Genomic DNA, 23793 nt, shown 5'->3' with positions numbered 1-23793 from the left:
TTGGACCGGTGGTGGACTCGTCCGCAAGGATGAGTCCACCACCCGTCTGTCCGCCTTCCTCGGGAGATCGAGCGTGACCACCACCCAGAACGCATCAGGCGTGACCCCCGACTCGACGCCGCTCACGGCGAAGACGGAGACAGCGGCCAACAAGGTCTTCTTCGGCCTGTCCGCCACCGCAGCATCGTTCATTCTCGTGACCCTGGCGGCGGTCGCTACCTTCCTCCTCGTAGAGGCGTGGCCCGCGTTGACCGACACCTCGGGCGAGGTCGCGGCGAAGATCTCCTGGATCCGTCCCGACGACGGACAGAGCCTCCTCGAGCTCGCCGGATTCCTCGTCTTCGGCACGGTTCTGATCTCCGCGATCGCCCTGCTGATCGCGACCCCGCTGTCGGTCGGCATCGCGCTCTTCATCTCGCACTACGCGCCGCGCAAGCTCGCACAGACGCTCGGCTATCTGATCGACCTGCTCGCCGCGATCCCCTCGGTGGTCTACGGGCTCTGGGGTGCGATCGTCGTCATCCCCGTGCTGCAGCCCTTCTACGAGTGGCTCACCACGTACCTGGGCTGGATCCCCCTCTTCGCCCCCGCCGAGGACGGCACCATCTCCTCGACCGGGCGCGTCGCCATGTCCGCGGGCATCGTTCTCGCGATCATGATCATCCCGATCATCACGGCCGTGACCCGTGAGGTCTTCCTCCAGACCCCCAAGCTCCACGAGGAGGCCGCCCTCGCGATGGGCGCCACCCGCTGGGAGATGGTGCGGATGGCGGTCTTCCCGTTCGGTCGCTCAGGAATGATCGGGGCGACGATGCTCGGGCTGGGTCGAGCGCTCGGCGAGACGATGGCGGTCTACATGATCCTGTCGGTGGGCCTCAGCTACTCGTGGGGAATCCTCAACGCGTCGAGCCACAACACGATCGCCTCGTTCATCGCGGGCCAGTTCCCCGAGGCCAACACGCAGGGAGTGTCCGCGCTCATCGCGCTCGGACTCGCGCTCTTCGTCATCACGCTGCTCGTCAACATGCTGGCGCGCTGGATTGTCTCCCGCCGCGCCGAGTTCTCTGGAGCCAACTGACATGGCCACCACCGCATCGTCTCCCCGCACCCCGTCCTCCCCGCTCGGAAGCCTCAGCGGGCGCAGGAAGTTTGCCAATGGCGGCATGACCGTCGTCGTGTACCTGGCCTTCCTCCTCGCCGTCATTCCGCTGGTGTGGCTCACCGTGACCGTGGTGACGCGCGGTCTCGACCGCTTCTTCATCGACGCCAACGGGGACAGCAACTTCAACCTCGACTTCCTGCAGCAGTCGATGCGCGGCGTCTTTGGCGGCATGCCCGAGGGTGGCATCATCCATGCGATCTGGGGCACGCTGCTCATCACGCTGGCCGCGACCGTCATCTCGGTGCCCATCGGCCTGCTCACAGCGATCTACCTGGTCGAGTACGGCCAGGGCTGGCTCAAGCGGTCGGTGACGTTCTTCGTCGACGTGATGACGGGCATCCCGTCGATCGTCGCGGGTCTGTTTGCCTATGCGGTGTTCGCGATCATCGTCGGGCCGGGCACCAAGACGGGAATGGTGGGAGCCGTCGCGTTGTCGGTGCTGATGATCCCCGTGGTGGTGCGCTCGTCCGAGGAGATGCTCAAGCTGGTGCCCAACGAGCTGCGCGAGGCCGCGTACGCGCTGGGTGTGCCCAAGTGGCTCACGATCCTCAAGGTGGTGGTGCGCACCGCGATCGCGGGCATCACCACGGGCGTGACGCTCGCGATCGCGCGAGTGATCGGCGAGACCGCGCCGCTGCTCATCGCGGTGGGTGTCGCGGACTCGATGAACCTCAACCTCTTCGACGGCCGCATGATGGCGCTGCCGGTCTACATCGTGTCCGAGTGGCGCAAGGGGTGCAGCCGTGCAACGACCCTGGTATCCCGTGCGTGGGTGAGATCACGGAGTACCGCGCGTGGGCGGCCGCGCTGGTCCTCATCCTCATCGTCATGGCGCTCAACCTCATCGCACGTCTCATCTCTCGTTACTTCTCCCCCAAGTCCGGCCGGTAAAGGAATCACTGTGGCCAAGCGCATCGACGTCAACAACCTCAACGTCTACTACGGCAACTTCCTTGCCGTGGAGGACATCTCGCTCGCCATTGAGCCCAGGTCGGTGACCGCGTTCATCGGCCCGTCGGGCTGCGGCAAGTCGACCTTCCTCCGCACCCTCAACCGCATGCACGAGGTCATTCCCGGCGCGCGCGTCGAGGAGAGGTGCTGATGGACGGCATCAACCTCTACGACTCCGGCGTCGACCCCGTCGCCGTGCGTCGCCACGTGGGCATGGTGTTCCAGCGCCCCAACCCGTTCCCCACGATGTCGATCGCGGAGAACGTGCTGGCCGGCGTGAAGCTCAACAACAAGCGCATGTCGCGCGGCGACGCCGACGACCTGGTCGAGGGCTCGCTGCGAGGCGCCAACCTGTGGGACGAGGTCAAGGACCGCCTCGACAAGCCCGGCTCGTCGCTCTCGGGCGGTCAGCAGCAGCGACTGTGCATCGCCCGCGCGATCGCGATCAAGCCCGACGTCCTGCTCATGGACGAGCCCTGCTCGGCTCTCGACCCCATCTCGACCCTCGCGATCGAGGACCTCATCCAGGAGCTCAAGAACGACTACACGATCGTGATCGTGACCCACAACATGCAGCAGGCCGCGCGCGTGTCCGACCGCACCGCCTTCTTCAACATCGCGGGCACCGGCAAGCCGGGCAAGCTCATCGAGATGAACGACACCCCGGTGATGTTCTCGACGCCGTCGGAGAAGGCCACCGAGGACTACATCTCGGGCCGCTTCGGATGATCCGCGCCTGACCTCGCGCGTCGCGCGTCACCGCACGCGAACCCCGACGGCTCCGCCACACGGCGGGGCCGTCGGGGTCTGCGGGGAGAGTAGGGTGGCCGGCATCGTCCCTGCTACCGGACGATGCCCCGGGCGGCTCGTGTGGCGGAGCCGGGTTCTTGTGTGGCGGAGCCGCGAAGAAGCCCGGTGTGGCGGAGCCGCGAGAGAGCCCGGTGTGGCGGAGCCGCGAGAGAGCCCGGTGTGGCGTGTGGCGGAGCCGCGAGACGGCGCTGCCTACGCGGGCAGCTCGCCCGCGTACTCGGGAAGGGTGCCGTCGAACACCGGCACCTCCTCGACAATCTGGCCCGCGGCATCGGTCTGCAGCGTGATCTCGTGGCTGCGGCCGGGCGCCGCGGTCGAGGTTCCGGTCACCTGCGTGTCGCCTTCGGCTCCCAGGCGCACGGTTCCCCGCGCGGGCACCTCGACCATGGCGATGGTCTCGCCATCGAGGCTGACGGCGACCTCGACCGCCTCGTCGCCGGTGTTCGTGAAGGCGCCGATCAGCGAGGCGGGCGCACCCTCGGCCTCGGTGATGACCAGCAGGTTCAGCCCGCGCACGTCGCCGATCTCGACGCTCACGCCGTCCGAGGCGTCGTACGCCTGCTGCGTGGTGATGGGGTTGATCGCGCTGCAGCCGGCCGCGACGACGGCGAGGGCGGCGACCGAGACGAGTCGTGCGGGGAGCTTCACGGCGGGTCCTTTCGGGGAACGTCCCTCGAAGAATAGTCGGTGCGTGCGAGCGGGGACCACCTGCGCAACGGCGCTCGCGCCGCCCGTGAGGGACCATAGGCCCGAATGCAGGCAGGATGCTTCTGTTATGGGGCAAATACGCAATGGTAGAATGGAGTTCCGTCGAGAAGGGGATTACTCCACCATGAACTTCGTCGTTGGCGAGACCGTCGTCTACCCCCACCATGGGGCGGCCCAGATCCAGGACATCAAGACGCGCGTCATCCGCGGCGAGGAGAAGATCTACCTCAAGCTCAAGGTAGCCCAGGGCGACCTGACCATCGAGGTTCCCGCCGAAAACGTCGACCTCGTCGGCGTGCGCGACGTGGTGGACCAGGCCGGACTCGAGAAGGTCTTCGGCGTCCTGCGCGAGCCCTACATCGAGGAGCCCACCAACTGGTCGCGCCGTTACAAGGCCAACGTCGAGAAGCTCGCGTCCGGTGACGTCATCCGCGTCGCCGAGGTCGTGCGTGACCTGTCGCGTCGCGACAATGACAAGGGCCTCTCCGCCGGCGAGAAGCGCATGCTCCACAAGGCGCGCCAGATCCTCGTGAGCGAGCTCGCGCTCGCCGAGAAGTGCGAGGAGCCGGTCGCCGAGCAGCGTCTCGACGCCGTCCTCGCCTCGTGACCGTCGCGGCCGTCGTCACGGCCGCCGGATATGGGACCCGGCTCGGGTCCACCCTTCCCAAGGCGCTCGTGCCCGTCGCGGGCGAGGCGCTCGTGGTCCACGCGGTGCGTGCGATGCTGCGGGTCGCCTCGACCGTGGTGGTGACGGCGCCGCCGACTCATCTCGACGCCTTCCGCGAGGCTCTCGAGGGTCTCGACGTCAGCATCGTCGCTGGGGGTGAGACCAGGCAGGACTCGGTGAGAGCCGGCCTCGCCGCACTCTCGCTCGCGCCGTCCGACATCGTCATGGTGCACGATGCCGCACGCGCGTTCCAGCCGCCGGCGACCATGAGCGCGGTAGCGGCCGCCGTCGAGGCCGGCGCGGACGGCGCGATCCCCGTGGTCCCCGTGGTCGACACGCTCGTGTCCGCTCCGGGGCCCGACGGCGCACTTGGAGAGCCGGTTGATCGCGGCGACTTTCGCATCGTCCAGACCCCCAGGCCTTCCGCGCGGACGTGCTCGCGGATGCTCATGCGCGCGGCGGTGCCGGCGCGACGGACGATGCCTCTCTCGCGCGGGCGCTCGGATACCGCGTGGTCGCGGTCGAGGGCCACGAGTGGGGATTCAAGGTGACGCATGCCGGCGACCTCGCGCTGGCCGAACATGTGGCGGTGGAGTGGACATGAACATGCCCCGGACGGGAATCGGCGTCGACGTGCACGCCTTCGGCGGCGACCGCGAGCTGCGCCTCGCCGGCCTCGCGTGGCCGGGGAGCCCGGTCTCGAGGGGCACTCGGACGCGGATGTCGCCGCACACGCCGCATGCGACGCGCTGCTGTCCGCCGCGGGGCTGGGCGACCTGGGCGCGAACTTCGGTACGTCACGGCCCGAGTGGGCCGGTGCCGCGGGGGTCGCGCTGCTCGCGGAGAGCGCGCGGCTCGTGCGCGAGGCGGGCTTCGAGATCGGGAACGTGGCCGTGCAGGTCATCGGGAACCGCCCCAAGCTCGCTCCGCGCCGTGCCGAGGCGGAGTCGGTGCTGTCGGTGGCGGCGGGCGCGCCCGTGAGCATCGCGGGCACCACGACTGACGGACTGGGGCTCACCGGTCGAGGCGAGGGCATCGCGGCGATCGCGACCGCCCTGGTCTTCCCCGCCTAGGGCGCGCACGTCTCGCATCCCCCGCACGCGCCCGACCGGTAGCCTGGGCGGGTGACCCTGCGACTGTTCGACACCGCTACCCGCGAGGAGCGCGAGTTCGCGCCCCTGACCCCGGGCAAGGTGGGCATCTACCTATGCGGACCCACCGTGCAGAGCTCGCCGCATGTGGGTCATCTGCGCAGCGCCGTCGCGTTCGACGTGCTCCAGCGCTGGCTCGAGCGCTCGGGCTACCAGGTCAGCATGGTGCGCAACGTGACCGACATCGACGACAAGACCCTCGCCAAGGCCGCCGAGGCGGGCTGGGAGTGGTGGGCGTGGGCGCTGCGCTACGAGCGCGAGTTCCAGGCCGCGTACGCCGCGGTCGGGGTCAAGCCCCCCGCCGCCGAGCCGCGCGCCACGGGCCACATCCCCGAGATCATTGCGATCATCGCGCGCCTCATCGACAACGGCCACGCCTACGAACACGGTGGCAGCGTCTACTTTGACGTGCGCTCCTACGCCGCATATGGCTCTCTCACGCGCCAGGCGCTCGAGGACCTCACCCCCGCCCCCGACGCCCCTGCAGACGACAAGCGTGACCCGCGCGACTTCGCGCTGTGGAAGGCGCGCAAGGACGGCGAGCCCGAGACAGCGTCGTGGGAGTCGCCGTGGGGACGCGGACGGCCGGGCTGGCACATCGAGTGCTCCGCGATGGCGCAGCGCTATCTGGGCGACGAGTTCGACATCCACGGCGGCGGCCTCGACCTGCGCTTCCCCCACCACGAGAACGAGCAGGCGCAGTCGCGTGCGGCGGGCTACGGCTTCGCGCGCCTCTGGATGCACTCCGCGTGGGTGACGCAGTCGGGCGCCAAGATGTCGAAGTCCCTGGGCAACGGGCTGCTGGTGTCCGAGGTCCTCGAGCCGCACGAGCCCGCCGCCCTGAGGCTCGCGCTCGCCGCGGTGCACTACCGCTCGATGCTCGAGTACTCGCCGTCGACCCTCGACGAGGCGTCCGCCCAGTGGGCGCGCTTCCAGGGATTCGTCTCGCGCGCCACGGAGCGCGTCGGTGCCCCGACGTCGACCGACCTCGCGACCGCGACCCTCCCCGAGGGCTTCGTCGAGGCCATGAACGACGACCTTGGCGTGCCGCGCGCGCTCGCGGTCATCCACGAGACCGTGCGAGCAGGCAACGCGGCTCTCGCCGCGGGGGACGATGCCGCGGTCGCGGGCGCCCTCGTGGGCGCGAGGGCGATGCTCGATGTCCTGGGCCTGGACCCGGCCGCTCCGGAGTGGGCCGCCGAGCGCGCGGGTGCGTCCGACACCGCGATGGCCGCGCTCGACTTCCTGGTACGCGCGGACATCGACGCGCGCGCCGCGGCGCGTGCGTCCAAGGACTGGGCCACCGCGGACGCGATCCGTGACCGCCTGGCCGGCGCGGGCATCGTCATCGAGGACGCGGCCGACGGCGCACGCTGGTCCCTCGCCGCCGACTCCTGACTACCCGCCCTCTCGCGGCTCCGCCACACAAGTCCCCCGGGGAATGGTCCAGATCACGGACTCTGGCCGCGACACGCCGGCGACACGCCGAGCCGCGTGTGGCGGAGCCGCGAAAGCGTGTGGCGGAGCCGTGCGTATGTCTGGCTGCGCGCGGCGGCCTATGCGCCGCCCCCAGTACCCTTGAGCCATGGCTGGGAACTCGAAGCGCCGTGGCGCGACCCGCAATGCGGGCTCCAAGAAGGGCGCAAGCGTCGGCACCGGCGGTCACGGCCGCAAGGCGCTCGAGGGCAAGGGCCCCACGCCCAAGGCCGAGGACCGGCCGTATCACAAGGCATACAAGGCCAAGCAGCGCTCCGAGCGTGACGCCGCCAAGGCTCCCGGTACGCGCGGAAAGACCACGCCGCGCGACCGCACCTCCGGCTCGCTCGAGCTGGTCGTGGGCCGCAATAGCGTGCTCGAGGCGCTGCGCGGGGGCCTCAAGGCTCACACGCTGCACGTCTTCAACCGCATCGACGCCGATGACCGTGTGACGGAGATCGTGTCACTCGCCGTGGAGCACGGGCTCACCGTGCGCGAGGTGACCAAGGCGAGCCTCGACGCGCTCGCGGACGGCTCTCCTCACCAGGGCGTCGCGCTCGAGGTGCCGCCGTACGCGTATGCCCACCCCGAGGACCTGCTGGAGGCCGCCTCGCCGGTGCGCATCATTGCTCTCGACGGCATCCAGGATCCTCGCAACTTGGGTGCGATCGTGCGCTCCGCCGCGGCATTCGGCGCGTCGGGCGTCGTGGTGCCCGAGCGCCGCGCGGCGGGCATGACCGTGGCCGCGTGGAAGGTCTCGGCAGGAGCCGCGGCCCGCATCCCCGTGGCACGCGTCACCAACATGGTGCGCACGCTCGAGGACTACAAGAAGGCCGGCCTGTTCGTGATCGGCCTCGCGGGTGACGGCGAGGTCGACCTGCACGAGTCGAGCCTGCTCGACGGCCCGCTCGTGATCGTCGTGGGCGCGGAGGGCGAGGGACTGTCCCGGCTCGTGCGCGAGGCGTGCGACCAGGTGGTGTCGATCCCGATCGCCGCGACCACGGAGAGCCTCAACGCCTCGGTCGCGGCATCGATCGCGCTCTACGAGGCGTCCAAGGCCGCGAAGGCGGCGGCAGCCGCCGGCTAGAAGCCCGTCTCCTCGGCGGCCTCGGCATCGTCCGCCTCCGCGGCCGCCGCGGCCTCCGCGCGCTGGCGCCGCTGGGTGAGCTCTCCCGACAGCGGGGCGCGCTCCGGGGGAGCCACGCGCGTCGTGACGCGCTGGACCTGCGGCGGCGGGGCGTTCTCGGGCACGGGGACCTCGCCCCACGCGTACGTGTTGTCGTTCTCGAAGGGGTCTCGCCGCTCGAACTCGGTGCCGACCTCGTCGGTGAGCGCGGGCAGCTCCGCCGTCATCTCTGCGAGGGAGCGGCCGAGCACGGCGCGCTCGTCGGGACGCAGCGGCAGCACGTTCTTGACGTAGGAAGCCGTGGCCACCGGCATCGGCACATCCTCGTTGGCGGCCTCCGCGAGATACCAGCGGTGGTCGAGGACCTCGTGGAAGACCTGCGCCGGCTCGAGCTTGCCGCGCAGTTCGCGCGGCACGGCGCGCACCGTGGGTTCGAAGATCGAGGTGAGCCATTCGTGGGCCGCGAAGGCCTCGTCGTCCGCGACATCGGGGTGGACGGCGCGGAACTCGTCGAGGTCGTTGAGCAGGCGTCGCGCCTGGTTCTCCTGCACGTCGAGCCCCGTGAGGCGCATGAGGCGGCGCGAGTGGAAGCCGGCGTCGACCACCTTCGGGCGGATCCTGAGTCCCGTGCCGTCAGGGGTGGACAGCATGTCGAGCTCGCCCACGTCGAAGCCCATCTCGTTGAGGTGGCGCACGCGCTCGGAGACGTGGAAGGGGACGTTGGAGTCGAAGACCTCGGTCTCGGTGAGGGCCTTCCACAACTTCGTGTACTTGCTCTCGAGGCGCTCGCCGATCTTGAACGGGTCGATGCCCTCGTCGAGGTCCTCGTTGGCCTGCAGGTCCAGGATCTCGCCGATGATGTTGGTCGTCGCGATCTCGACGTCGTAGCCGCGCTGGCCGTCCGTGAGGCGTTCATGCAGCTCGCCGGTCTCGGCGTCGACCAGATAGGCCGAGAACTCGGACGCGTCGCGCCGGAACAGCGCGTTCGACAGCGACACGTCGCCCCAGTAGAAGCCGTTGAGGTGAAGGCGCACCAGCAGCACCGACAACGCGTCGATGAGGCGGTTGAGCGTGCCCTTGCGCAGCGCGGTCGAGAAGAGCGCGCGATAGGGGAGTGAGAACGCGAGGTGCTCCGTGACGAGCGCGGCCGACAGCTCCTCGCCCATGGGGGTGCGCCGCTGCGTCACCACCGCGACGGCCTTCACGCAGGGTGCGTCCATGCGCTCGAGCCCCCGCAGCATCTCGAACTCGCGGTACGCGATCTCGCGGTTGGTCTCCTTGACGGCGAGCACGTTCGCGCCGTGGCGGACGAACCGCACCACGTGGCGCGACAGTCCTCGCGGCAGCGCGGCGATGCGGTCCTCCGGCCACGCGGACAACGGGATCTCCCACGGGAGCTCCATCAAGGCAGGATCGGCGGCCCCGGTGATGTGCGGCATGTCCTCAGCCTAGCGAGGGCCAGCCGGGGGGAACGATGCCCACCCCGGCACGCGCAGAAGGAGGCGGCCCCCGAGGGGACCGCCTCCTTCATGACCTGCGAGTGTTACGCCTTGATCGCGCCGGACGCCGCGGTCTTGACCGCGTGCGGGGTGAGGCGCTGCTGCGTCGAGGCGGAGAACACGTGCTGCTCGTTCGGGCGGATGGTGACCCAGATGGTCTCACCCTTGCCGGGCACGTCGCGGGGGTCGACGCGGACGATCACGTCGCCCGATCCACCCACGGTGACGTCCTTGCCGGTCGCGACCGGTGCGGGGATGTTGCCGTACACGAACGCGTCCGAGCCCAGCTCCTCCACGACGTTGACCTCGACCGGCACCGCGCCGGGCGTGTTCGGGGCGACACGGTCGAGCGACTCGGGGCGGAAGCCCAGCACCACGTCGCCGTTGTCGGCTGCGGTCATCTTGGCGACGACCTCGCGCTCGAGCGGGACACGGGCCGAGCCCACGATCGCGTGACCGTCCTCGACGCGGAACGTCGAGAGGTTCATCGCGGGCGAGCCGATGAAGCCGGCCACGAACACGTTCGCGGGGGTGTCATACATCTCGCGCGGGGTGCCGACCTGCTGGAGGACGCCGTCCTTGAGCACCGCGATGCGGTCACCCATGGTGAGGGCCTCGACCTGGTCGTGGGTCACGTAGACGGTGGTGGTGCCCAGGCGACGCTGGAGGGCGGCGATCTGGGTACGGGTCTGGACACGGAGCTTGGCGTCGAGGTTCGACAGCGGCTCGTCCATGAGGAACACCTGCGGCTGGCGGACGATCGCACGGCCCATGGCGACGCGCTGACGCTGACCACCCGAGAGGGCCTTCGGCTTACGGTCCAGGTACTCGGTGAGGTCCAGGATCTTCGCGGCCGCCTCGACGCGCTCGCGGATCGTCGACTTCTCGACCTTGGCGATCTTGAGCGCGAAGCCCATGTTGTCCGCAACGGTCATGTGGGGGTAGAGCGCGTAGGACTGGAACACCATCGCGATGTCGCGGTCCTTGGGCTGCACGTGGGTGACGTCGCGTTCGCCCACCCAGATGGATCCGGCGTCGACGTCCTCGAGGCCCGCAAGCATGCGCAGCGACGTGGACTTTCCGCAGCCGGAGGGGCCAACGAGAACGAGGAACTCGCCGTCGGCGATCTGGAGGTCGAGTGCATCGACCGCGGGGCGCTCGGTGCCGGGGTAGATCCTCGACGCCTTGTCATAGGTAACGGTGGCCATGGCCGTGTTTCCCTTCACCGGCAGGTACGTGCCGGACGATCCGTAGTGAAGAAATGCCGTTGTGTGTGTCCACACTGACACTTGCCGAGGCAGTCGCCTCGGCCCACCCATACTCTCACACCGCGTGCGGGACCAGGAACCCCGTGTCATGCGCCGGAGAGCGAGGGACGATGCTCCGGGTAGGTTGGGGCCATGGCCGGACTCCAGCGCGAGGTGGGCGACACCGTCGGTGGCTACCGCATCCTGGGGCGCCTGGGAACGGGAGGATCCGGTTCCGTATATCGCGTCGCGGACCAGTCCGGACGCGAGGCCGCGCTCAAACTCGTCGACGCCAAGGACGACGAGGTCGCGGCGGCCAGGCTTGCGCGCGAGGTGCGCGCGCTGCAGTCGCTGCGCCACCCGGCCGTCCCCCACATCCTCGACGCGGAGCTCGACGAGGACGAGACCTTCGTGGTCTTCGAACTCGTCGCGGGCGAGACCCTGTTCGACCACATTCAGCGCCACGGACCGCTCACGGGCGACGCGCTCGCGGACTTCGCCGAGCGCACCGCCTCCGCGCTCGAGGCCGCGCACGCCGCAGGCGTCATTCATCGCGACGTCACGCCGTCCAACATCATGATGGGGCCCGACGGTCCGGTGCTCATCGACTTCGGGCTCGCTCACCGCGCGGAGGACAGCCGTCTCACGCGCGAGGGGCTCGTGAGCGGCACGCCGGGCTACGTCGCCCCCGAGGTCATCGACGGCGCCGAGCCGGGCACGCAGGCGGACCGCTGGTCGTGGGCGGCGACCGTCGCGTATGCGATGACCGCGCAGGCCCCCTTCGGATCGGGCACCGGCGCCATCAGCCGGACGCTCGAGGCCGAGGTGCGGCTGCCTCCCGTGCCCGGAGCCGAGGCGCTGCGCGCCGCGCTGGGTCGCGACCTGGCCGCGCGCCCGGGGATGCGCGACGTGGTGGCCGCTCTGCGCGGTGCCACCGAGGTCATGTCGACGTCGCTTCCCGCGACCGCGGTCGCGCCGGTGGGCATGGAGGGCTGGTCGGGAGGAACGCCCGAGGGCGCCGCACCCACCGCGGTCCTGCCCAGCGGCGAGCAGCGCGTGGATGATGTCGCCGCGGGTGGCGACGACACGACCGCACGCGACGACGAAGGGGACGACGACGGGGAGTGGGACGAGCGCGGCGACCTCGAGCCGGAGGCCGAGCCCGCGCCGCGCGCGCCACGCCGCCGCATGCTGCTCGTGTGGGCCGCGCTCGTGGCGATCGCCGCCGCGCCGCTGGCGCCGATCATGACCTTCCTGGTCCTCGCCGCCGTGGCGATCCTCGCGCGCGGCGTCTACCGGCGCGCGCTGGCCATCGAGGCCGCGCGGGTCAAGCGAGGCCATCGGCGGACGGCCGACTCGGTGGTTCACACGCTCGGCCTGCCGTGGCACACGCTGCGTGCCGCGGCGGAATGCGTCCCCGCGATCCTCACCGCGGCCGCGCTCGGCGCGGGAACCGCGACGGGAGCGTGGTGGCTCGTGAGTTCGGGGACGGTGCTCGGGGGCACCCGCGACGCGCAGGACTACGGCCATGCGGGGGCGCTCGCGCTCGGCGCGGTGGTCGCCGTGATCACCCTCGGCTACGGGCCGTTCATGGCCGGCACGCGCGAGGGCGCCCATCGGATGGCGGCCGCCGTCTCGCCCACGAGCGGCCTGAGGGTCGCCTGGACCCTCGTCGCGATCGTCGCGATCCTCGTCGCGGTGATCGGCGTGTACGTCTCTCCGGAGGCCGCCTGGTGGCCGCTGCCCGACCTGCCCACGGCATCGTCCTGACGGCCGGACACTTGTACCCGGAACAATCGCGGCGCCCCGGGCGTTCGCCGGTCAACGACAACCGTGAGTGCGTCCGCACGCGCGGCGAGAAGGGGTGGGGATGAGCACGGAGACCGCCGAGGCAGCCGTCGAGGCGCCGGCAGGCCGCTGGGGGACCGTTCAGCCGTGGCTGAGCCTGATCGTGAGGCTCGGGATGGCGGGCATCCTCATCGCCGCCGCGATCCCCAAGCTGGTCGACATCCCGCAGTCGATCCGCGCGGTGCGCGCGTACCGCCTGCTGCCCGAGGCCGTGGTCCCGTTCGTGGGGACGATGCTGCCCTTCCTCGAGCTCTTGCTCGCGATCTTCCTGCTGGCGGGCCTGTTCACCCGGCTCGCGTCCCTGGTGTGGCTGCTCATGATGGCCGGATTCCTCGTGAGCGTCATCTGGGTGTGGGTCAAGGGCTACTCGATCGACTGCGGCTGCTTTGGCGGCGGCGGCGACGTCGAGGAGGGAACCACCAACTACCCCGTTCACCTGGCCGAACGCCTGGGCTTTGTCGCGATGGGCACGTATCTCGCGATCTGGCCACGCAGCCGCTTCTCGCTGGACCGCTGGATGCGGGCCGCGTGAGGCGCATCGTCTAGATTTCTTCCCAAGCACACCCAATCCTGGAGAGACAGATGTCGAGCAAGAACAACAAGGCGGGTGACGCGCGTGCCGCGGCCCGCGCGCAGGCGCAGGCTCAGGTGAAGGCGCAGGAGCGCCGGACCACCCTCATGATCGTCGCGGGCTCGATCGTGGGACTCGCGCTCTTCGGTGCGCTCATCTTCTTCATCGTCAACCAGGGCAAGGTGCCCGAGCTCGGCGCCGAGGGTGCGACGCAGCCGGCAGGCGCGGACGCGACGGGCGGCATCCCGGTGGGCACGGGCGGCGTCGTGGGCGTGGACGTCCCGACCGACGCGCCTCGCGTCGACATCTACCTCGACTTCCTGTGCCCGGTGTGCAACGTGTTCGAGGAGACCAATGCCGCCGACCTCGACGAGCTGCGCGAGGCGGGCACCATCCAGGTCTTCTACCACCCGATCTCGATCCTCGACCGCCTCTCGAGCGGCTCGCAGTACTCGACCCGCGCCGCGGGCGCGGCCGCCGTGGTCGCCGACCAGGCGCCCGAGCACTTCCTCGAGTTCCAGGCGGCGCTCTTCGCCAACCAGCCCGCGGAGAACACCACCGGCCTCACGGACGAGCAGATCGCGCAGATCGCGATCGACGCTGGCGTTCCCGAGGACGTCGCGAACGCCCTCGACAACGCCGACATGCGCAAGTGGGTCACCGCGGCCACCGACCAGGGATCGCAGGATGGCGTGGGTGGCACCCCGTCCGTCCGCGTCTCCACCACCGGCGACTTCGCCGACGGAGTGATCCTCAACTCGGACGACTCCGCACCGTCGGTCGACTACTTCACGGCGGGCGTCCTGCGCGAGTACCTCGAGGGCCTGTCCTAGGCCGCCGTCTCACGGTGCGGCGCCGGGTGTCCTATCCTGGCGTCGCCCGGCTGGCATGGCGCAATGGGTAGCGCACCGCTCTTGTAAAGCGGGGGTTGCGGGTTCGAGTCCCGCTGCCAGCTCCACGTCTCCCTAGCGCGGTGTCCCCCACCGCACGGGAGTAGCCCCCTGCGCCTCGAGCGCGGCGTTCACGCGCGAGAACGGGCGCGAGCCGAAGAACCCGCGCGACGCGCTGAGCGGGCTCGGGTGCGCGCTCTCGACTCGCGCGACCCCCGCGAAGGCGGGGGCGAGGGCCCTGGCATCGTTGCCCCACAGGACCGCCACCAGGGGGCCGCCGCGCGTCGCGAGGGACTCGATCGCGAGCATCGTCACGTGTTCCCACCCGCGCCCGCGGTGCGAACCCGGCTCCCCAGGGGCGACCGACAACACGCGGTTGAGGAGCATGACGCCCTGAGCGTGCCAGTGTGTGAGATCTCCCGAGGTGAGCTCCTCGCCCGTGTCCTCCTTGAGCTCGCGCGCGATGTTGCGCAGCGAGCGCGGCAGCGGACGCCCCGGCGCGACCGCGAAGCTCAGCCCCACCGCGTCCCCCGGGGTGGGATACGGATCCTGACCCACGATCAGCACGCGCACATCGGCGAGTGGCAACGAGAACGCCCGCAGGAGCGCCGGCGCGGGGGCAGGAACGCGGGCTCGGCGCGCAGGAAGGCCTCGAGCTCGCGCAGGGCGGGCGCCGCGGGCGCCAGCGCCGCCTCCCACCCGTCGCCCAGTCCGGCGGTCGCGAGAAGGTCGCCCCCGGCATCGTCCATGCGGACACCCTAGTGAGCGGACGATGCGCGGCGGGGCCGGGTGCCCCGCGCGCCTGCGCGGAGGGCCGGCCGCCCGCCGGTAGCGTGGTGTCCGACGAATGGAGGACGGATGGACGCGGGAGCCGCACGCGTGGTGGACGCCAGCACGCTCGACGAGCGCGACGCCGACATCCTGTCCTTCGAGCGCCGGTGGTGGCGGTACGCGGGTGCCAAGGAGGACGCGGTGCGCGATCTCTTCGGGATGACCGCGACGCAGTACTACCAGGTGCTCAACGCCCTCATCGACACGCCGGGCGCGCTCGCGCATGACCCCATGCTGGTCAAGCGGCTGCGACGCATGCGCGCGGCACGCCAGCGGGGCCGCCACGCGGGCGCCGACGAGGCGTGAGCCCACACCTGCGAGCCGGACGATAGGGTGACCGCGTGACCAACGAGTACCAGCGCGACGAGTTCGACGAGATCGCCGAGCGCGGAGGGCCCGTCGGGGTCCACCGTGCGCCGCGACCGTGGTGGACGCTCCTGCTGGTGCCCCTGCTGGTGTTCCTCGCCGCGGGACTCGTGGCCTTCCTCTACGCGACGTTCCTGTGGAACAGCGGGTCGACGGCCGACCCGAGCGCCTCGCCCACTCCGTCCGCGACCGTGACGACCGAGCCGACGACCGAGCCGACCGCGAGCGCGGCGCCCGAGCCGTCCGAGACGGCCTCCGCCGAGCCGGAGCCGACCGAGACCGCGGAGCCCGAGCCCGTGATCGTGTTCGACACGCCCATCGCGGTACTCAACGGCACGGGAATCGGCGGTCTTGCGGCGGGTCAGGCGGACCTCCTCACTGCGGGTGGCTTCACCGACGTCACCGCGGCCAACCTGGGCGGTGACGAGCCCGACGTCAATACCGTGGTCTACGCGGACGAGTCGCTCGCCGACACGGCCGCCGAGGTCGCGTCGCTGCTCGGCTTCGACGCGGTCGAGCAGGGCACGCCCAGCTCTGACGCCGACATCGAGGCGCAGATCGTCACCGATCCCCGCTAGCGCGTCGCGTACCCGCCGGGCGAGTACCCGACGGACCCGCACACGCCGAGGGCGAACACACCCTCTCGGCGTTTGCACTCGACGGGGGAGAGTGCCAGAATCGGCGTTAGCACTCGGCTGGTCCGAGTGCTAACAGACCTAGGGTTCTCCGCCGAGGTGCGGAGCGCGGCGTGACGTGAACGCCGCGATCCGGGCCGTCCGTCGCGGGCGGTGGGGGACCGTCATCCATCGGAAGAGGAACTACCCCCATGGCAAAGATCATTGCCTTCGATGAGGAGGCCCGCCGCGGTATGGAGCGGGGCATGAACGCCCTCGCTGACGCCGTCAAGGTCACGCTCGGACCCAAGGGTCGCAACGTGGTGCTCGAGAAGAAGTGGGGCGCCCCGACCATCACCAACGACGGTGTCTCCATCGCCAAGGAGATCGAGCTCGAGGAGCCCTTCGAGAAGATCGGCGCCGAGCTCGTCAAGGAGGTCGCCAAGAAGACCGACGACGTCGCCGGTGACGGCACCACCACCGCCACCGTCCTCGCCCAGGCGCTCGTGACGCAGGGCCTGCGCAACGTGGCCGCTGGCGCCAACCCGATCGCCCTCAAGAAGGGCATCGAGAAGGCCGTCGAGGCCGTGACCGCCGAGCTGCTCAAGGCGGCCAAGGAGGTCGAGACCAAGGAAGAGATCGCCGCGACGGCTGGCATCTCCGCCGGTGACCCCGCGATCGGCGAGCTCATCGCCGAGGCGATGGACAAGGTCGGCAAGGAGGGTGTCATCACCGTCGAGGAGTCCTCGGCTCTGGGCCTCGAGCTCGAGCTGACCGAGGGCATGCGCTTCGACAAGGGCTTCCTCTCGGCGTACTTCGTCACCGACCCGGAGCGCCAGGAGGCCGTCCTCGAGGACGCCTACGTGCTGCTCGTCGAGTCGAAGATCACGTCCGTCAAGGACCTGGTCCCCGTGCTCGAGAAGGTCATGCAGACCGGCAAGCCCCTCGCGATCATCGCGGAGGACGTCGAGTCCGAGGCCCTCGCGACGCTCGTGGTCAACAAGATCCGTGGCACCTTCAAGGCCGTCGCCGTCAAGGCTCCCGGCTTCGGTGACCGCCGCAAGGCGATGCTGCAGGACATGGCGATCCTCACCGGCGGTACCGTGATCTCCGAGTCGGTGGGCCTGTCACTCGACAACGCGGGTCTCGAGCTGCTGGGCCAGGCGCGCAAGGTGGTCGTCACGAAGGACGAGACCACGATCGTCGAGGGCGCCGGTGCGGCCGAGCAGATCGAGGGTCGTGTTCGCCAGATCCGTGCCGAGATCGACAACTCGGACTCGGACTACGACCGCGAGAAGCTCCAGGAGCGCCTCGCCAAGCTCGCCGGCGGCGTCGCCGTCATCAAGGCGGGCGCGGCCACCGAGGTCGAGCTCAAGGAGCGCAAGCACCGCATCGAGGACGCCGTCCGCAACGCGAAGGCCGCCGTCGAGGAGGGAATCGTCGCCGGTGGTGGCGTGGCCCTCATCCAGGCGGGCACCACCGCATTCGCCACCCTCGAGCTCGAGGGTGACGAGGCGACCGGTGCGCGTATCGTCGAGGCGGCCATCACCGCCCCGCTGCGCCAGATCGCGATCAACGCCGGCCTCGAGGGCGGCGTTGTCGTGGAGAAGGTCAAGGGCCTCCCGATCGGTCACGGCCTCAACGCCGCGACCGGCGTGTACGAGGACCTGCTGGCCGCGGGCGTCAACGACCCGGTCAAGGTGACCCGCTCCGCGCTGCAGAACGCGGCGTCGATCGCGGCGCTGTTCCTCACGACCGAGGCCGTCGTGGCCGACAAGCCCGAGCCCGAGCCGGCCATGCCGGCCGGCGGTGGCGACATGGGCGGCATGGGCTTCTAAGCTCAGCCGAACCACCGTCCGATGGCCCCCGGGGATGTCCCCGGGGGCCATCGGCGTGTTCGAGGCGTCACCGCTACGTCCGCTCCGCCCACTCAGCCCGCGCGACGCTCTGCCGCGGTGACCCTGAGGCCCGACGCGCGCAGCCTCACGATGAGTTCGCGCGTCGAGACCTCCGTCGCACCCATCGCGACAAGCTCGTGACGGCGCGCGATGGGGTAGTCATAGTGGTCGCGGTCGAACGCGCGTCGCGGAATCCCGGCCCTCGCGGCGAACTCGTGGAGCTCCGCGAGAGAAGCGTCGGATACCAGGTGTCCCCACACCGTTCCGTGGTTGGGCCACAACGGCGGATCGATGAGGATCATGCGTCGAGCCTACGCGCCGGGCGGCGAGCCCTGACCGTCCCGGCCGGGGAGTGGGCGGGCGACAGGGGACTACCGCGAGAAGAGTCGCGCCGCCGTCGCCTCCGCCTCTTCGTAGGAGCGCGCCGCGTGCGCGAGGGCGGTCGTGATCGCGTCGAGAGCCGTCTCGACGTGGACCTGTGCGCCTCGCCACTGTTCGCGGGCGTCGCCAAACGCTGCCGCAGCCGATCCCTGCCATGTGGAGTCGAGGGCGTTGAGCTGGGCCATGAGCCCCGCGACCTCGGCACGGATCGCCTCGGCCGAGCGTGCGGCACGGGCGGAGGCGGCGGAGACCTCCGCCGCGTCGACGTGATACTGCATGGTGTCCTCCTCGGGTCGTGGTGACTCCGAGGCTAGGAAGTGGCTGGCGCGTCGCGCGCCGCGCGCCGTGCGATCAGGGGACGGGGTGTCCCGCGTCGGGGGCCGTGGACATCGCCGCGATGGCCTTGTCGAGCCGTGCGAGTTCCGCGGTGAGGTTCTGACGCGCCTGCGACTCCCAGTTGGCGCCCAGCGGGCTCGTGTAGAGGCGCTCGCGCCCGAGCAGCTTCATGACGATCTCCCTGCGGCTGCGCAGGAAGCGGTCCTCGGGGATCTCGGCGTACTCGGCCCTCACGTCGTGCAGATACGCCTTGTAGCGCTGCGGATCCGCCGCGAGGATCGCGAGGTCAGCGTCCGACAGCACGGCGGCATCGGGCGACTCCGCGGCCATCGCGTGGCGCGACAGGCCATGGACCATCGTCGCGACGGCGTCGATCTTCGCCTCGGGAAGACCCAACACCCTCAGCTCGAGCCTGGCGAACTCCGCGCTGGCGTCCTCGTCCTCGCCGCCGCGTGCCGCGTATGCGGACTCGGCATCCGACGCGAACACGGCGCCGTGATACCAGGCCGCGAGCCTCACGCAGTGGGGAAGCCGCGTCTCCTGCTGAAGCTCGTCCACGCGCGTCAGCAACTCGACCAGGTGGCGAACGTCGTGGAAGTGGCGGGCCGGGTTCTCCCAGCGGCGCAGCAGCCGAGACCCCGCCTCGGCGATCTCATCCTCGGATGCGGTTGCTCCCGCGGCGACCGCTTCCCGCACGAATGCGGGCAACAGCCAGGCTGGCGTGGTGGCCGGGGGCATGTTCACCTCAGGTGGATTCGAGTACCGCAACGCCTCCAGTCTGCCCACATCGGACCGTCGCGCGCAAAGGCCATCCGGCGCGCCGCGTGTGAACGGAGGCTCCGGGGGCCCAGGTCGCGGGCGCCCGCTAGAATCGTCGGAGCGCCGAGACGCGGCGCGAGCAGGACGAACGAGGTTGATGTGCCCACCGGACATGTGAAGTGGTTCGACTCCGACAAGGGGTTCGGATTCATCGCGAGCGATGACGGCTCGGAGGTCTTCCTCCACGCATCGGCGCTGCCCGCCGGCGTGACCATCCGCCCGGGCGCGAAGGTCGACTTCTCGGTGGCCGACGGCCGCCGCGGTCCCTCCGCGCTCAGCGTCACCGTTCTCGAGCCCGGTCCCTCGGTCGCGGCCAACCTGCGCAAGCCGGCCGACGACATGACCGTGATCGTCGAGGACCTCATCAAGATGCTCGACGGCGTCTCGAACTCGCTGCGCAAGGGCCGCTACCCCGAGCCCGCGAAGAGCAAGCAGGTGGCCGCCGTGCTGCGCGCCGTCGCGGAGCAGCTGGACGTCTGATGGCGAAGGATGCCGTCCTGATCGGAGCGACCGACCTCGCGCGCGAGGTCGCCGTGGAGGTCGCGGGAGGCGCCGAGGCCGTCGGCGAGCACCTGTCGGCGCACGTCGAGGGCGAGCGCCTGGTCACCCACCTGTTCGCGTGCACGATGCCCGGGTACCGCGGGTGGGTGTGGTCCGTCACGCTCGCTCGCGCCCCGCGCCAGAAGGCGGCGACGGTGTGCGAGGCGCACCTGGTGCCCGCGGACGATGCCCTGCTCGCCCCCGCGTGGGTTCCCTGGGCCGAGCGCATCCGCCCCGGCGACCTCGAGCCCTCGATGGTCCTCGCGTACATCTCCGACGACGCGCGGCTGGTGCCGGGCTACGAGCAGACGGGCGTCGGGCAGGCGGGCGACGAGGACGAGGATCGCGTCGCGAACTGGGAACTGGGGCTCGGTCGCGCGCGCGTCCTGGGTCCCGAGGGACGCTCGGACGTGGCGGACCGCTGGTACCGCGGCTCGCACGGGCCGACCGCGGCCTCCGCGATCGCGTCGCCCTCGCCGTGCTCGACCTGCGCGTTCTTCATCCCCCTGACGGGCTCGATGCGCATGCGCTTCGGCGCATGCGCCAACGAGTGGTCGCCCTCGGACGGTCGCGTCGTGAGCGTCGACCACGGCTGTGGGGCTCACTCGGAGACCGACGTCGAGCGTGGAGCCACCCAGTGGCCCGATCCCGACCCCGTGTTCGAGAACGAGGTCGCGGTGAGCGTCGATCTCGCCGAGCCTGCACCCGAGCCCGAGCCTGCACCCGAGCCCGAGCCCGAGCCCGAGCCCGAGCCTGTACCCGAGCCCGAGGAGACCACGGCTGACTGACCAGGCCCCCGGCCCGGTCAGTCCGCGGCGCGACGTCGCACGTGCGCTCGCCGCGCGCGCCTACGTCCCCACCTTCATCGCCGAGATCGGAATCGGCGCGATCCTGCCCGTGCTCGCGCTGAGCGTGGTCGGCATGGGCCATTCGGCGGTGCTCGGTTCGCTCGCCGTGGCCGCCTACCAGGCGGGACGCCTCCCTGGCTCCGCGTGGGGCGGTGCCCTCGCACATCGTTCGGGGGCGTCGCGAGCCGCGATGCTGTCGCTCGGCGTCCTGGGGACCGGCGCCGTGATCGCGGGAGCCAGCCCCGGCATCGTCCCCTTCATGGCAGGGGCGGCGCTCGTGGGGCTCGGCCACGCGGCGTATCACGTCGCGCGCCAAGAGCAGATCCTCGGCGTGATTCGTCCCGCCTTCACGGCACGTTCACTCACGACGCTCGCGGGGGTGTGGCGGATCGCCAACTTCATCGGCCCGCTGCTCGGCGCCGCGCTCATCGCGATCGCCGGCGTGCGCACCACGTACGTGCTGGGGGCTGTGTGCGTCGCCGCGGCGATGGTCGCGCTGGGGCTGTCGGGTGGCATGAGGGCCGGCTCCCGTGCGACGGAGCGCCCGCCGCGCCTCCCGCTGTCCCGCGTGGCGCGCGACAACGCGCGGCTCCTGCGGACGCTCGGAGTCGCCGTGGTGGCGACCGGGGCGCTGCGTCAGGCGCGGCTCGCGGTGATCCCGCTGTGGGCGACTCACGTGGGCCTCAGCCCCGAGGCCGCGACGCTCATCTTCTCGATCTCCGCGGCCATCGACATGCTGCTCTTCTACCCCGCTGGCGCGGTGATGGACCGTCGCGGACGGCTGTGGACCGCGATTCCCTCCACGCTGCTGCTGGCGGCCGGGACGCTCGCGTTGCCGCTGACCGAGGGCGCGACCGCGGTCGCGGCGGCCGCGCTGCTCCTCGGAGTCGGCAACGGCTGGGGCTCGGGGCTCATCATGACGCTCGGAGCGGACGTGGCGCCCGCCCAGGGCAGGTCAGTCTTCACCGGCCTGTGGATGATCCTGCAGGATGCGGGCGGACTGCTCGGACCCGCGATCGTGTCGCTGGGGGCGCTGATCGCGCTTCCCGTGGGCTTTGTTGCCGTGGGCGGCGCGGGACTCGCAACGGCGGGCGCTTTCGCGGTGTGGGTGCCGCGCGGGCCCCGCGGGGCCCACGCGGTCGAGTGACGGCTAGCGGAAGTTCTCCGTCGCGTACCAGGTGGTTCCGTCGGATGTCGACGCCGCTCCCGCGCCCATCTGGGTGTACGCGGGGTTCATGATGTTCGCGCAGTGGCCGGGGAGTACATCCAGTTCACGTGCATCTTCGCGATCGCGGTCGAGCGCGCGTAGCCCGTTGAGCGGTAGACCATCGCGACGTTCTCGGCACCCGGCCGGTTGGGGTTGTGCGCGAGCTGGTCCGCGATCTCGCTCGTCTGCTCGTCCGCCGCCGCGAGGTGCTGCGACCACGCGGTCGCCGCGGAGGCGAGGGAGCCCGACCATGACAGCGGCGCGTAGCCCAGCCGCGCGCGCTCGGCGTTCGCCGCGCTCAGCAGTCCCTCGACGCTCGTCGCGGACGCGGGGGAGGAGGGGCTCGCGCAGTACGCGGCGAAGCCGCGGGAGGACGATGCCTGGGTCGCGCCCCCGATGACGTGCGGCGCCCGTTCGAGACGGCCGGCGCCGCGGGCTCGGGCGGCGGCGGAACCGTCACCGTGATGCGGGGAGTCGAGTCGGCCATGTCGACCTCGACGTCGGGCGCCGCGATGGCTGCCACCGTCGCGCGGAAGGTGGGTGCCTCCGCGACCGCGGGCGACGACGGTACCGGCGCGGGGACAGGCGGTCCCGGCGCGTAGGTGAAGGCGCCCACGAGGGCGGTGGACGCGATCGCCACGGGCAGCCCACCGAGCAGGAGGGCCGGAGCGTGGCGTCGACGAGGGCGCGTGTGCTCCAGCACATCCTGCGGCTCGGTCATGTCAGCAATTTCTCCACGAGGTAGTCCATGCACTGCACCAGGGACTCGACGTCGCGCGGATCGACCGCGGGGTAGACGCCCACGCGGATCTGGTTGCGGCCAAGCTTGCGGTACGGGTCAATGTCCACCACGCCGTTGGCGCGAAGGTGACGACGCAGCTCGGCGCTATCCACGCTCTGGTGCAGGTCGATGGTCGCAACCACGGGGGACCGATGGGCAGGGTTTGTGACGAACGTCTCAGTCCACGGGGTCCGCTCCGCCCAGTCGTACACGACCCCCGAGGAGCGAGCGCTGCGGTCCGCGGCGAAGCCCAGTCCTCCCGAGGCGATCATCCATTCGAGCTGCGCACGCATCATGACGAGGGTGGCGATAGCAGGGGTGTTGAGGGTCTGGTTGGCGCGCGAGTTGGTGAGCGCCACGGCGAGAGAGAGGGACTCGGGGATCCACCTGCCGGAGGCCGCGATCTCCTCGATGCGTGCGATGGCCGCGGGAGAGACGATCGCGAACCACAGCCCGCCGTCCGAGGCGAAGCTCTTCTGAGGCGCGAAGTAGTAGACGTCCGCCTGGGCGATGTCGACCCGCACTCCGCCTGCCGCGGACGTCGCGTCGACCACCGTCAGCGCGTCCCCGATGTCCGCGGGACGCTCGACGGGGGCGATCGCGCCGGTCGAGGTTTCGTTGTGCGGCCACGCGTAAGTGTCGATCCCGTCTTCCGCGCGCGGCAGCACGATCTCGCCCGCGGGGGCGGTGAGGATGCTCGAGGCCGCGAGGTGGGGTGCGGAGTCGGTCGCCTTGGCGAACTTGCTGCCAAACTCGCCGAACGCGCAGTGCTGAGCGCGCTCGCGCACGAGCGAGAACGCCGCGGCGTCCCAGAACAGCGTCGATCCGCCGTTGCCGAGCAAGACCTCGTAGCCCTCGGGCAGCGCGTAGAGCTCGGTCAGCATCGCACGGATGTCACCGACGAGATTCTTGACCGGCGGCTGGCGGTGCGACGTGCCGAGCACGCCCGGCTGGCTCGCGACGAGCGCCGCGATCTGGGCGTCGCTGACCTTCGAGGGGCCCGATCCGAAGCGGCCGTCCTGCGGAAGAAGGTGCGCGGGAATCTCGATGATGTCCGTCATGGCAT

23 protein-coding genes, 1 tRNA gene and 4 pseudogenes are annotated in these 23793 nt (G+C 70.7%); 18 read left to right on the top strand and 10 right to left on the bottom strand.

Going from position 1 to position 23793, the window contains the following annotated elements; translation table 11 throughout:
- The first annotated feature begins 73 nt into the window (after nucleotides 1-73).
- From pstC to pstB, 3 genes and pseudogenes are all read left to right on the top strand, one after another.
- Nucleotides 74-1078, top strand: a complete 1005-nt coding sequence (gene pstC / locus QUE44_RS08500; RefSeq protein ID WP_425557955.1) for a phosphate ABC transporter permease subunit PstC — start codon at nucleotides 74-76, stop codon at nucleotides 1076-1078.
- A 1-nt stretch (nucleotide 1079) separates the two neighbouring features.
- Nucleotides 1080-2053: pseudogene (pstA, locus tag QUE44_RS08495) on the top strand (phosphate ABC transporter permease PstA).
- Between the two features lie 10 nt (nucleotides 2054-2063).
- Nucleotides 2064-2842, top strand: a pseudogene (pstB, locus tag QUE44_RS08490) (phosphate ABC transporter ATP-binding protein PstB).
- Nucleotides 2843-3115: 273 nt separating this feature from the next.
- Here pstB and QUE44_RS08485 read toward each other — a convergent pair.
- Nucleotides 3116-3571, bottom strand: coding sequence for a hypothetical protein (locus tag QUE44_RS08485; protein WP_286214092.1), 456 nt, complete (start codon nucleotides 3569-3571; stop codon nucleotides 3116-3118).
- 184 nt (nucleotides 3572-3755) lie between these two features.
- Between QUE44_RS08485 and QUE44_RS08480 the strand changes: the two genes are divergently transcribed.
- From QUE44_RS08480 to rlmB, 4 genes and pseudogenes are all read left to right on the top strand, one after another.
- Nucleotides 3756-4238 carry a CarD family transcriptional regulator gene (locus tag QUE44_RS08480; protein ID WP_286214091.1) on the top strand — a complete coding sequence of 161 codons (483 nt, stop codon included), beginning with the start codon at nucleotides 3756-3758 and terminating at the stop codon, nucleotides 4236-4238.
- Nucleotides 4187-5371 (top strand): annotated as a pseudogene (ispD, locus tag QUE44_RS14385) (2-C-methyl-D-erythritol 4-phosphate cytidylyltransferase). The gene QUE44_RS08480 and the pseudogene ispD overlap by 52 nt, the downstream one beginning before the upstream one ends.
- A 51-nt stretch (nucleotides 5372-5422) precedes the next feature.
- Nucleotides 5423-6847 carry a cysteine--tRNA ligase gene (cysS, locus tag QUE44_RS08460; RefSeq protein WP_286214089.1) on the top strand — a complete coding sequence of 475 codons (1425 nt, stop codon included), beginning with the start codon at nucleotides 5423-5425 and terminating at the stop codon, nucleotides 6845-6847.
- Nucleotides 6848-7034: 187 nt separating this feature from the next.
- Entirely contained in the window at nucleotides 7035-8012 is a 978-nt protein-coding gene (gene rlmB / locus QUE44_RS08455) for a 23S rRNA (guanosine(2251)-2'-O)-methyltransferase RlmB (RefSeq protein WP_286214088.1), read from the top strand.
- A gap of 233 nt (nucleotides 8013-8245) precedes the next feature.
- Here the strand turns inward: rlmB and QUE44_RS08450 are convergent.
- Nucleotides 8246-9490 (bottom strand): annotated as a pseudogene (locus QUE44_RS08450) (DUF4032 domain-containing protein); the annotation flags it as partial.
- Nucleotides 9491-9594: 104 nt separating this feature from the next.
- Nucleotides 9595-10758 carry an ABC transporter ATP-binding protein gene (locus QUE44_RS08445; protein WP_286214087.1) on the bottom strand — a complete coding sequence of 388 codons (1164 nt, stop codon included), beginning with the start codon at nucleotides 10756-10758 and terminating at the stop codon, nucleotides 9595-9597.
- A 192-nt stretch (nucleotides 10759-10950) separates the two neighbouring features.
- On the opposite strand from QUE44_RS08445, the gene QUE44_RS08440 reads away from it, so the two are divergent.
- From QUE44_RS08440 to QUE44_RS08425, 4 genes are all read left to right on the top strand, one after another.
- Nucleotides 10951-12567 carry a serine/threonine-protein kinase gene (locus QUE44_RS08440; RefSeq protein WP_286214086.1) on the top strand — a complete coding sequence of 539 codons (1617 nt, stop codon included), beginning with the start codon at nucleotides 10951-10953 and terminating at the stop codon, nucleotides 12565-12567.
- Nucleotides 12568-12667: 100 nt separating this feature from the next.
- Entirely contained in the window at nucleotides 12668-13177 is a 510-nt protein-coding gene (locus QUE44_RS08435) for a MauE/DoxX family redox-associated membrane protein (protein WP_286214085.1), read from the top strand.
- A gap of 50 nt (nucleotides 13178-13227) precedes the next feature.
- Nucleotides 13228-14049 carry a DsbA family protein gene (locus tag QUE44_RS08430; RefSeq protein ID WP_286214084.1) on the top strand — a complete coding sequence of 274 codons (822 nt, stop codon included), beginning with the start codon at nucleotides 13228-13230 and terminating at the stop codon, nucleotides 14047-14049.
- Between the two features lie 49 nt (nucleotides 14050-14098).
- A tRNA-Thr gene (locus QUE44_RS08425) sits at nucleotides 14099-14174 on the top strand.
- Between the two features lie 7 nt (nucleotides 14175-14181).
- Here the strand turns inward: QUE44_RS08425 and QUE44_RS08420 are convergent.
- Nucleotides 14182-14679, bottom strand: coding sequence for a uracil-DNA glycosylase (locus tag QUE44_RS08420; RefSeq protein WP_433997195.1), 498 nt, complete (start codon nucleotides 14677-14679; stop codon nucleotides 14182-14184).
- Nucleotides 14667-14855, bottom strand: a complete 189-nt coding sequence (locus QUE44_RS14380; RefSeq protein WP_433997163.1) for a hypothetical protein — start codon at nucleotides 14853-14855, stop codon at nucleotides 14667-14669. The genes QUE44_RS08420 and QUE44_RS14380 overlap by 13 nt, the downstream gene beginning before the upstream one ends.
- Before the next feature lie 109 nt (nucleotides 14856-14964).
- Here QUE44_RS14380 and QUE44_RS08415 point away from each other — a divergent pair, with 109 nt between their 5' ends.
- The 3 genes from QUE44_RS08415 (at nucleotide 14965) to groL (ending at nucleotide 17755) form a co-directional block, all read left to right on the top strand.
- Nucleotides 14965-15243 (top strand): DUF3263 domain-containing protein, encoded by a 279-nt coding sequence (locus QUE44_RS08415; RefSeq protein ID WP_286214083.1) that lies wholly within the window; start codon nucleotides 14965-14967, stop codon nucleotides 15241-15243.
- Nucleotides 15244-15278: 35 nt separating this feature from the next.
- A complete protein-coding gene (locus tag QUE44_RS08410) occupies nucleotides 15279-15881 on the top strand; it encodes a LytR C-terminal domain-containing protein (RefSeq protein ID WP_286214082.1) in 603 nt (200 codons plus the stop codon).
- 248 nt (nucleotides 15882-16129) lie between these two features.
- Complete coding sequence (gene groL, locus QUE44_RS08405) at nucleotides 16130-17755, top strand: chaperonin GroEL (RefSeq protein ID WP_286214081.1); 1626 nt, start codon at nucleotides 16130-16132, stop codon at nucleotides 17753-17755.
- A 92-nt stretch (nucleotides 17756-17847) separates the two neighbouring features.
- Here groL and QUE44_RS08400 read toward each other — a convergent pair whose 3' ends face one another.
- The 3 genes from QUE44_RS08400 to QUE44_RS08390 all read right to left on the bottom strand — a co-directional run bounded on the left by QUE44_RS08400 (nucleotide 17848) and on the right by QUE44_RS08390 (nucleotide 19270).
- The gene (locus QUE44_RS08400; RefSeq protein WP_286214079.1) at nucleotides 17848-18117 is read right to left on the bottom strand and encodes a DUF4031 domain-containing protein; all 270 of its coding nucleotides are present in this window, start codon (nucleotides 18115-18117) and stop codon (nucleotides 17848-17850) included.
- Nucleotides 18118-18186: 69 nt separating this feature from the next.
- Nucleotides 18187-18474, bottom strand: coding sequence for a WXG100 family type VII secretion target (locus QUE44_RS08395; RefSeq protein WP_286214078.1), 288 nt, complete (start codon nucleotides 18472-18474; stop codon nucleotides 18187-18189).
- Between the two features lie 73 nt (nucleotides 18475-18547).
- Nucleotides 18548-19270 carry an HD domain-containing protein gene (locus tag QUE44_RS08390; protein ID WP_286214077.1) on the bottom strand — a complete coding sequence of 241 codons (723 nt, stop codon included), beginning with the start codon at nucleotides 19268-19270 and terminating at the stop codon, nucleotides 18548-18550.
- Between the two features lie 180 nt (nucleotides 19271-19450).
- Between QUE44_RS08390 and QUE44_RS08385 the strand changes: the two genes are divergently transcribed.
- The 3 genes from QUE44_RS08385 to QUE44_RS08375 are packed head-to-tail and all read left to right on the top strand — an operon-like array spanning nucleotide 19451 to nucleotide 21886.
- The gene (locus QUE44_RS08385) at nucleotides 19451-19831 is read left to right on the top strand and encodes a cold-shock protein (protein WP_286214076.1); all 381 of its coding nucleotides are present in this window, start codon (nucleotides 19451-19453) and stop codon (nucleotides 19829-19831) included.
- Nucleotides 19831-20679: a DUF3027 domain-containing protein gene (locus QUE44_RS08380; protein WP_286214075.1), complete on the top strand. Its 849-nt coding sequence runs from the start codon at nucleotides 19831-19833 to the stop codon at nucleotides 20677-20679. Before QUE44_RS08385 ends, QUE44_RS08380 begins: the two co-directional genes overlap by 1 nt.
- On the top strand, nucleotides 20579-21886 hold the full coding sequence (locus QUE44_RS08375; RefSeq protein ID WP_345378563.1) for an MFS transporter: 1308 nt from the start codon (nucleotides 20579-20581) through the stop codon (nucleotides 21884-21886). Before QUE44_RS08380 ends, QUE44_RS08375 begins: the two co-directional genes overlap by 101 nt.
- A gap of 86 nt (nucleotides 21887-21972) precedes the next feature.
- Here the strand turns inward: QUE44_RS08375 and QUE44_RS14100 are convergent, their stop codons facing one another.
- A complete protein-coding gene (locus QUE44_RS14100; RefSeq protein WP_350226925.1) occupies nucleotides 21973-22248 on the bottom strand; it encodes a CAP domain-containing protein in 276 nt (91 codons plus the stop codon).
- A gap of 99 nt (nucleotides 22249-22347) precedes the next feature.
- Here QUE44_RS14100 and QUE44_RS08370 point away from each other — a divergent pair, with 99 nt between their 5' ends.
- Entirely contained in the window at nucleotides 22348-22548 is a 201-nt protein-coding gene (locus QUE44_RS08370; protein WP_286214074.1) for a hypothetical protein, read from the top strand.
- Between the two features lie 115 nt (nucleotides 22549-22663).
- On the opposite strand, the gene serC is transcribed toward QUE44_RS08370, so the two are convergent.
- A complete protein-coding gene (gene serC / locus QUE44_RS08365) occupies nucleotides 22664-23788 on the bottom strand; it encodes a phosphoserine transaminase (RefSeq protein ID WP_286214073.1) in 1125 nt (374 codons plus the stop codon).
- Nucleotides 23789-23793 lie beyond the last annotated feature (5 nt).

Source organism: Demequina sediminis (assembly GCF_030296675.1).
GTDB classification, from domain to species: domain Bacteria; phylum Actinomycetota; class Actinomycetes; order Actinomycetales; family Demequinaceae; genus Demequina; species Demequina sediminis.
The sequence above is the reverse complement of the archived record's forward strand: the minus strand, read 5'-3'. Positions and strand labels throughout refer to the sequence as shown.

Excerpts from the sequence above, each read along its gene's own strand:
- serC (WP_286214073.1), bottom strand. The coding sequence starts at position 23,788 with ATGACGGACATCATCGAGATTCCCGCGCACCTTCTTCCGCAGGACGGC.
- QUE44_RS08380 (WP_286214075.1), top strand. The coding sequence starts at position 19,831 with ATGGCGAAGGATGCCGTCCTGATCGGAGCGACCGACCTCGCGCGCGAG.
- QUE44_RS08390 (WP_286214077.1), bottom strand. The coding sequence starts at position 19,270 with ATGCCCCCGGCCACCACGCCAGCCTGGCTGTTGCCCGCATTCGTGCGG.
- QUE44_RS08415 (WP_286214083.1), top strand. The coding sequence starts at position 14,965 with ATGGACGCGGGAGCCGCACGCGTGGTGGACGCCAGCACGCTCGACGAG.
- groL (WP_286214081.1), top strand. The coding sequence starts at position 16,130 with ATGGCAAAGATCATTGCCTTCGATGAGGAGGCCCGCCGCGGTATGGAG.
- QUE44_RS08395 (WP_286214078.1), bottom strand. The coding sequence starts at position 18,474 with ATGCAGTATCACGTCGACGCGGCGGAGGTCTCCGCCGCCTCCGCCCGT.
- QUE44_RS08445 (WP_286214087.1), bottom strand. The coding sequence starts at position 10,758 with ATGGCCACCGTTACCTATGACAAGGCGTCGAGGATCTACCCCGGCACC.
- QUE44_RS08430 (WP_286214084.1), top strand. The coding sequence starts at position 13,228 with ATGTCGAGCAAGAACAACAAGGCGGGTGACGCGCGTGCCGCGGCCCGC.
- QUE44_RS14380 (WP_433997163.1), bottom strand. The coding sequence starts at position 14,855 with ATGGACGATGCCGGGGGCGACCTTCTCGCGACCGCCGGACTGGGCGAC.
- QUE44_RS08440 (WP_286214086.1), top strand. The coding sequence starts at position 10,951 with ATGGCCGGACTCCAGCGCGAGGTGGGCGACACCGTCGGTGGCTACCGC.
- QUE44_RS08480 (WP_286214091.1), top strand. The coding sequence starts at position 3,756 with ATGAACTTCGTCGTTGGCGAGACCGTCGTCTACCCCCACCATGGGGCG.
- QUE44_RS08435 (WP_286214085.1), top strand. The coding sequence starts at position 12,668 with ATGAGCACGGAGACCGCCGAGGCAGCCGTCGAGGCGCCGGCAGGCCGC.
- rlmB (WP_286214088.1), top strand. The coding sequence starts at position 7,035 with ATGGCTGGGAACTCGAAGCGCCGTGGCGCGACCCGCAATGCGGGCTCC.
- QUE44_RS08400 (WP_286214079.1), bottom strand. The coding sequence starts at position 18,117 with ATGATCCTCATCGATCCGCCGTTGTGGCCCAACCACGGAACGGTGTGG.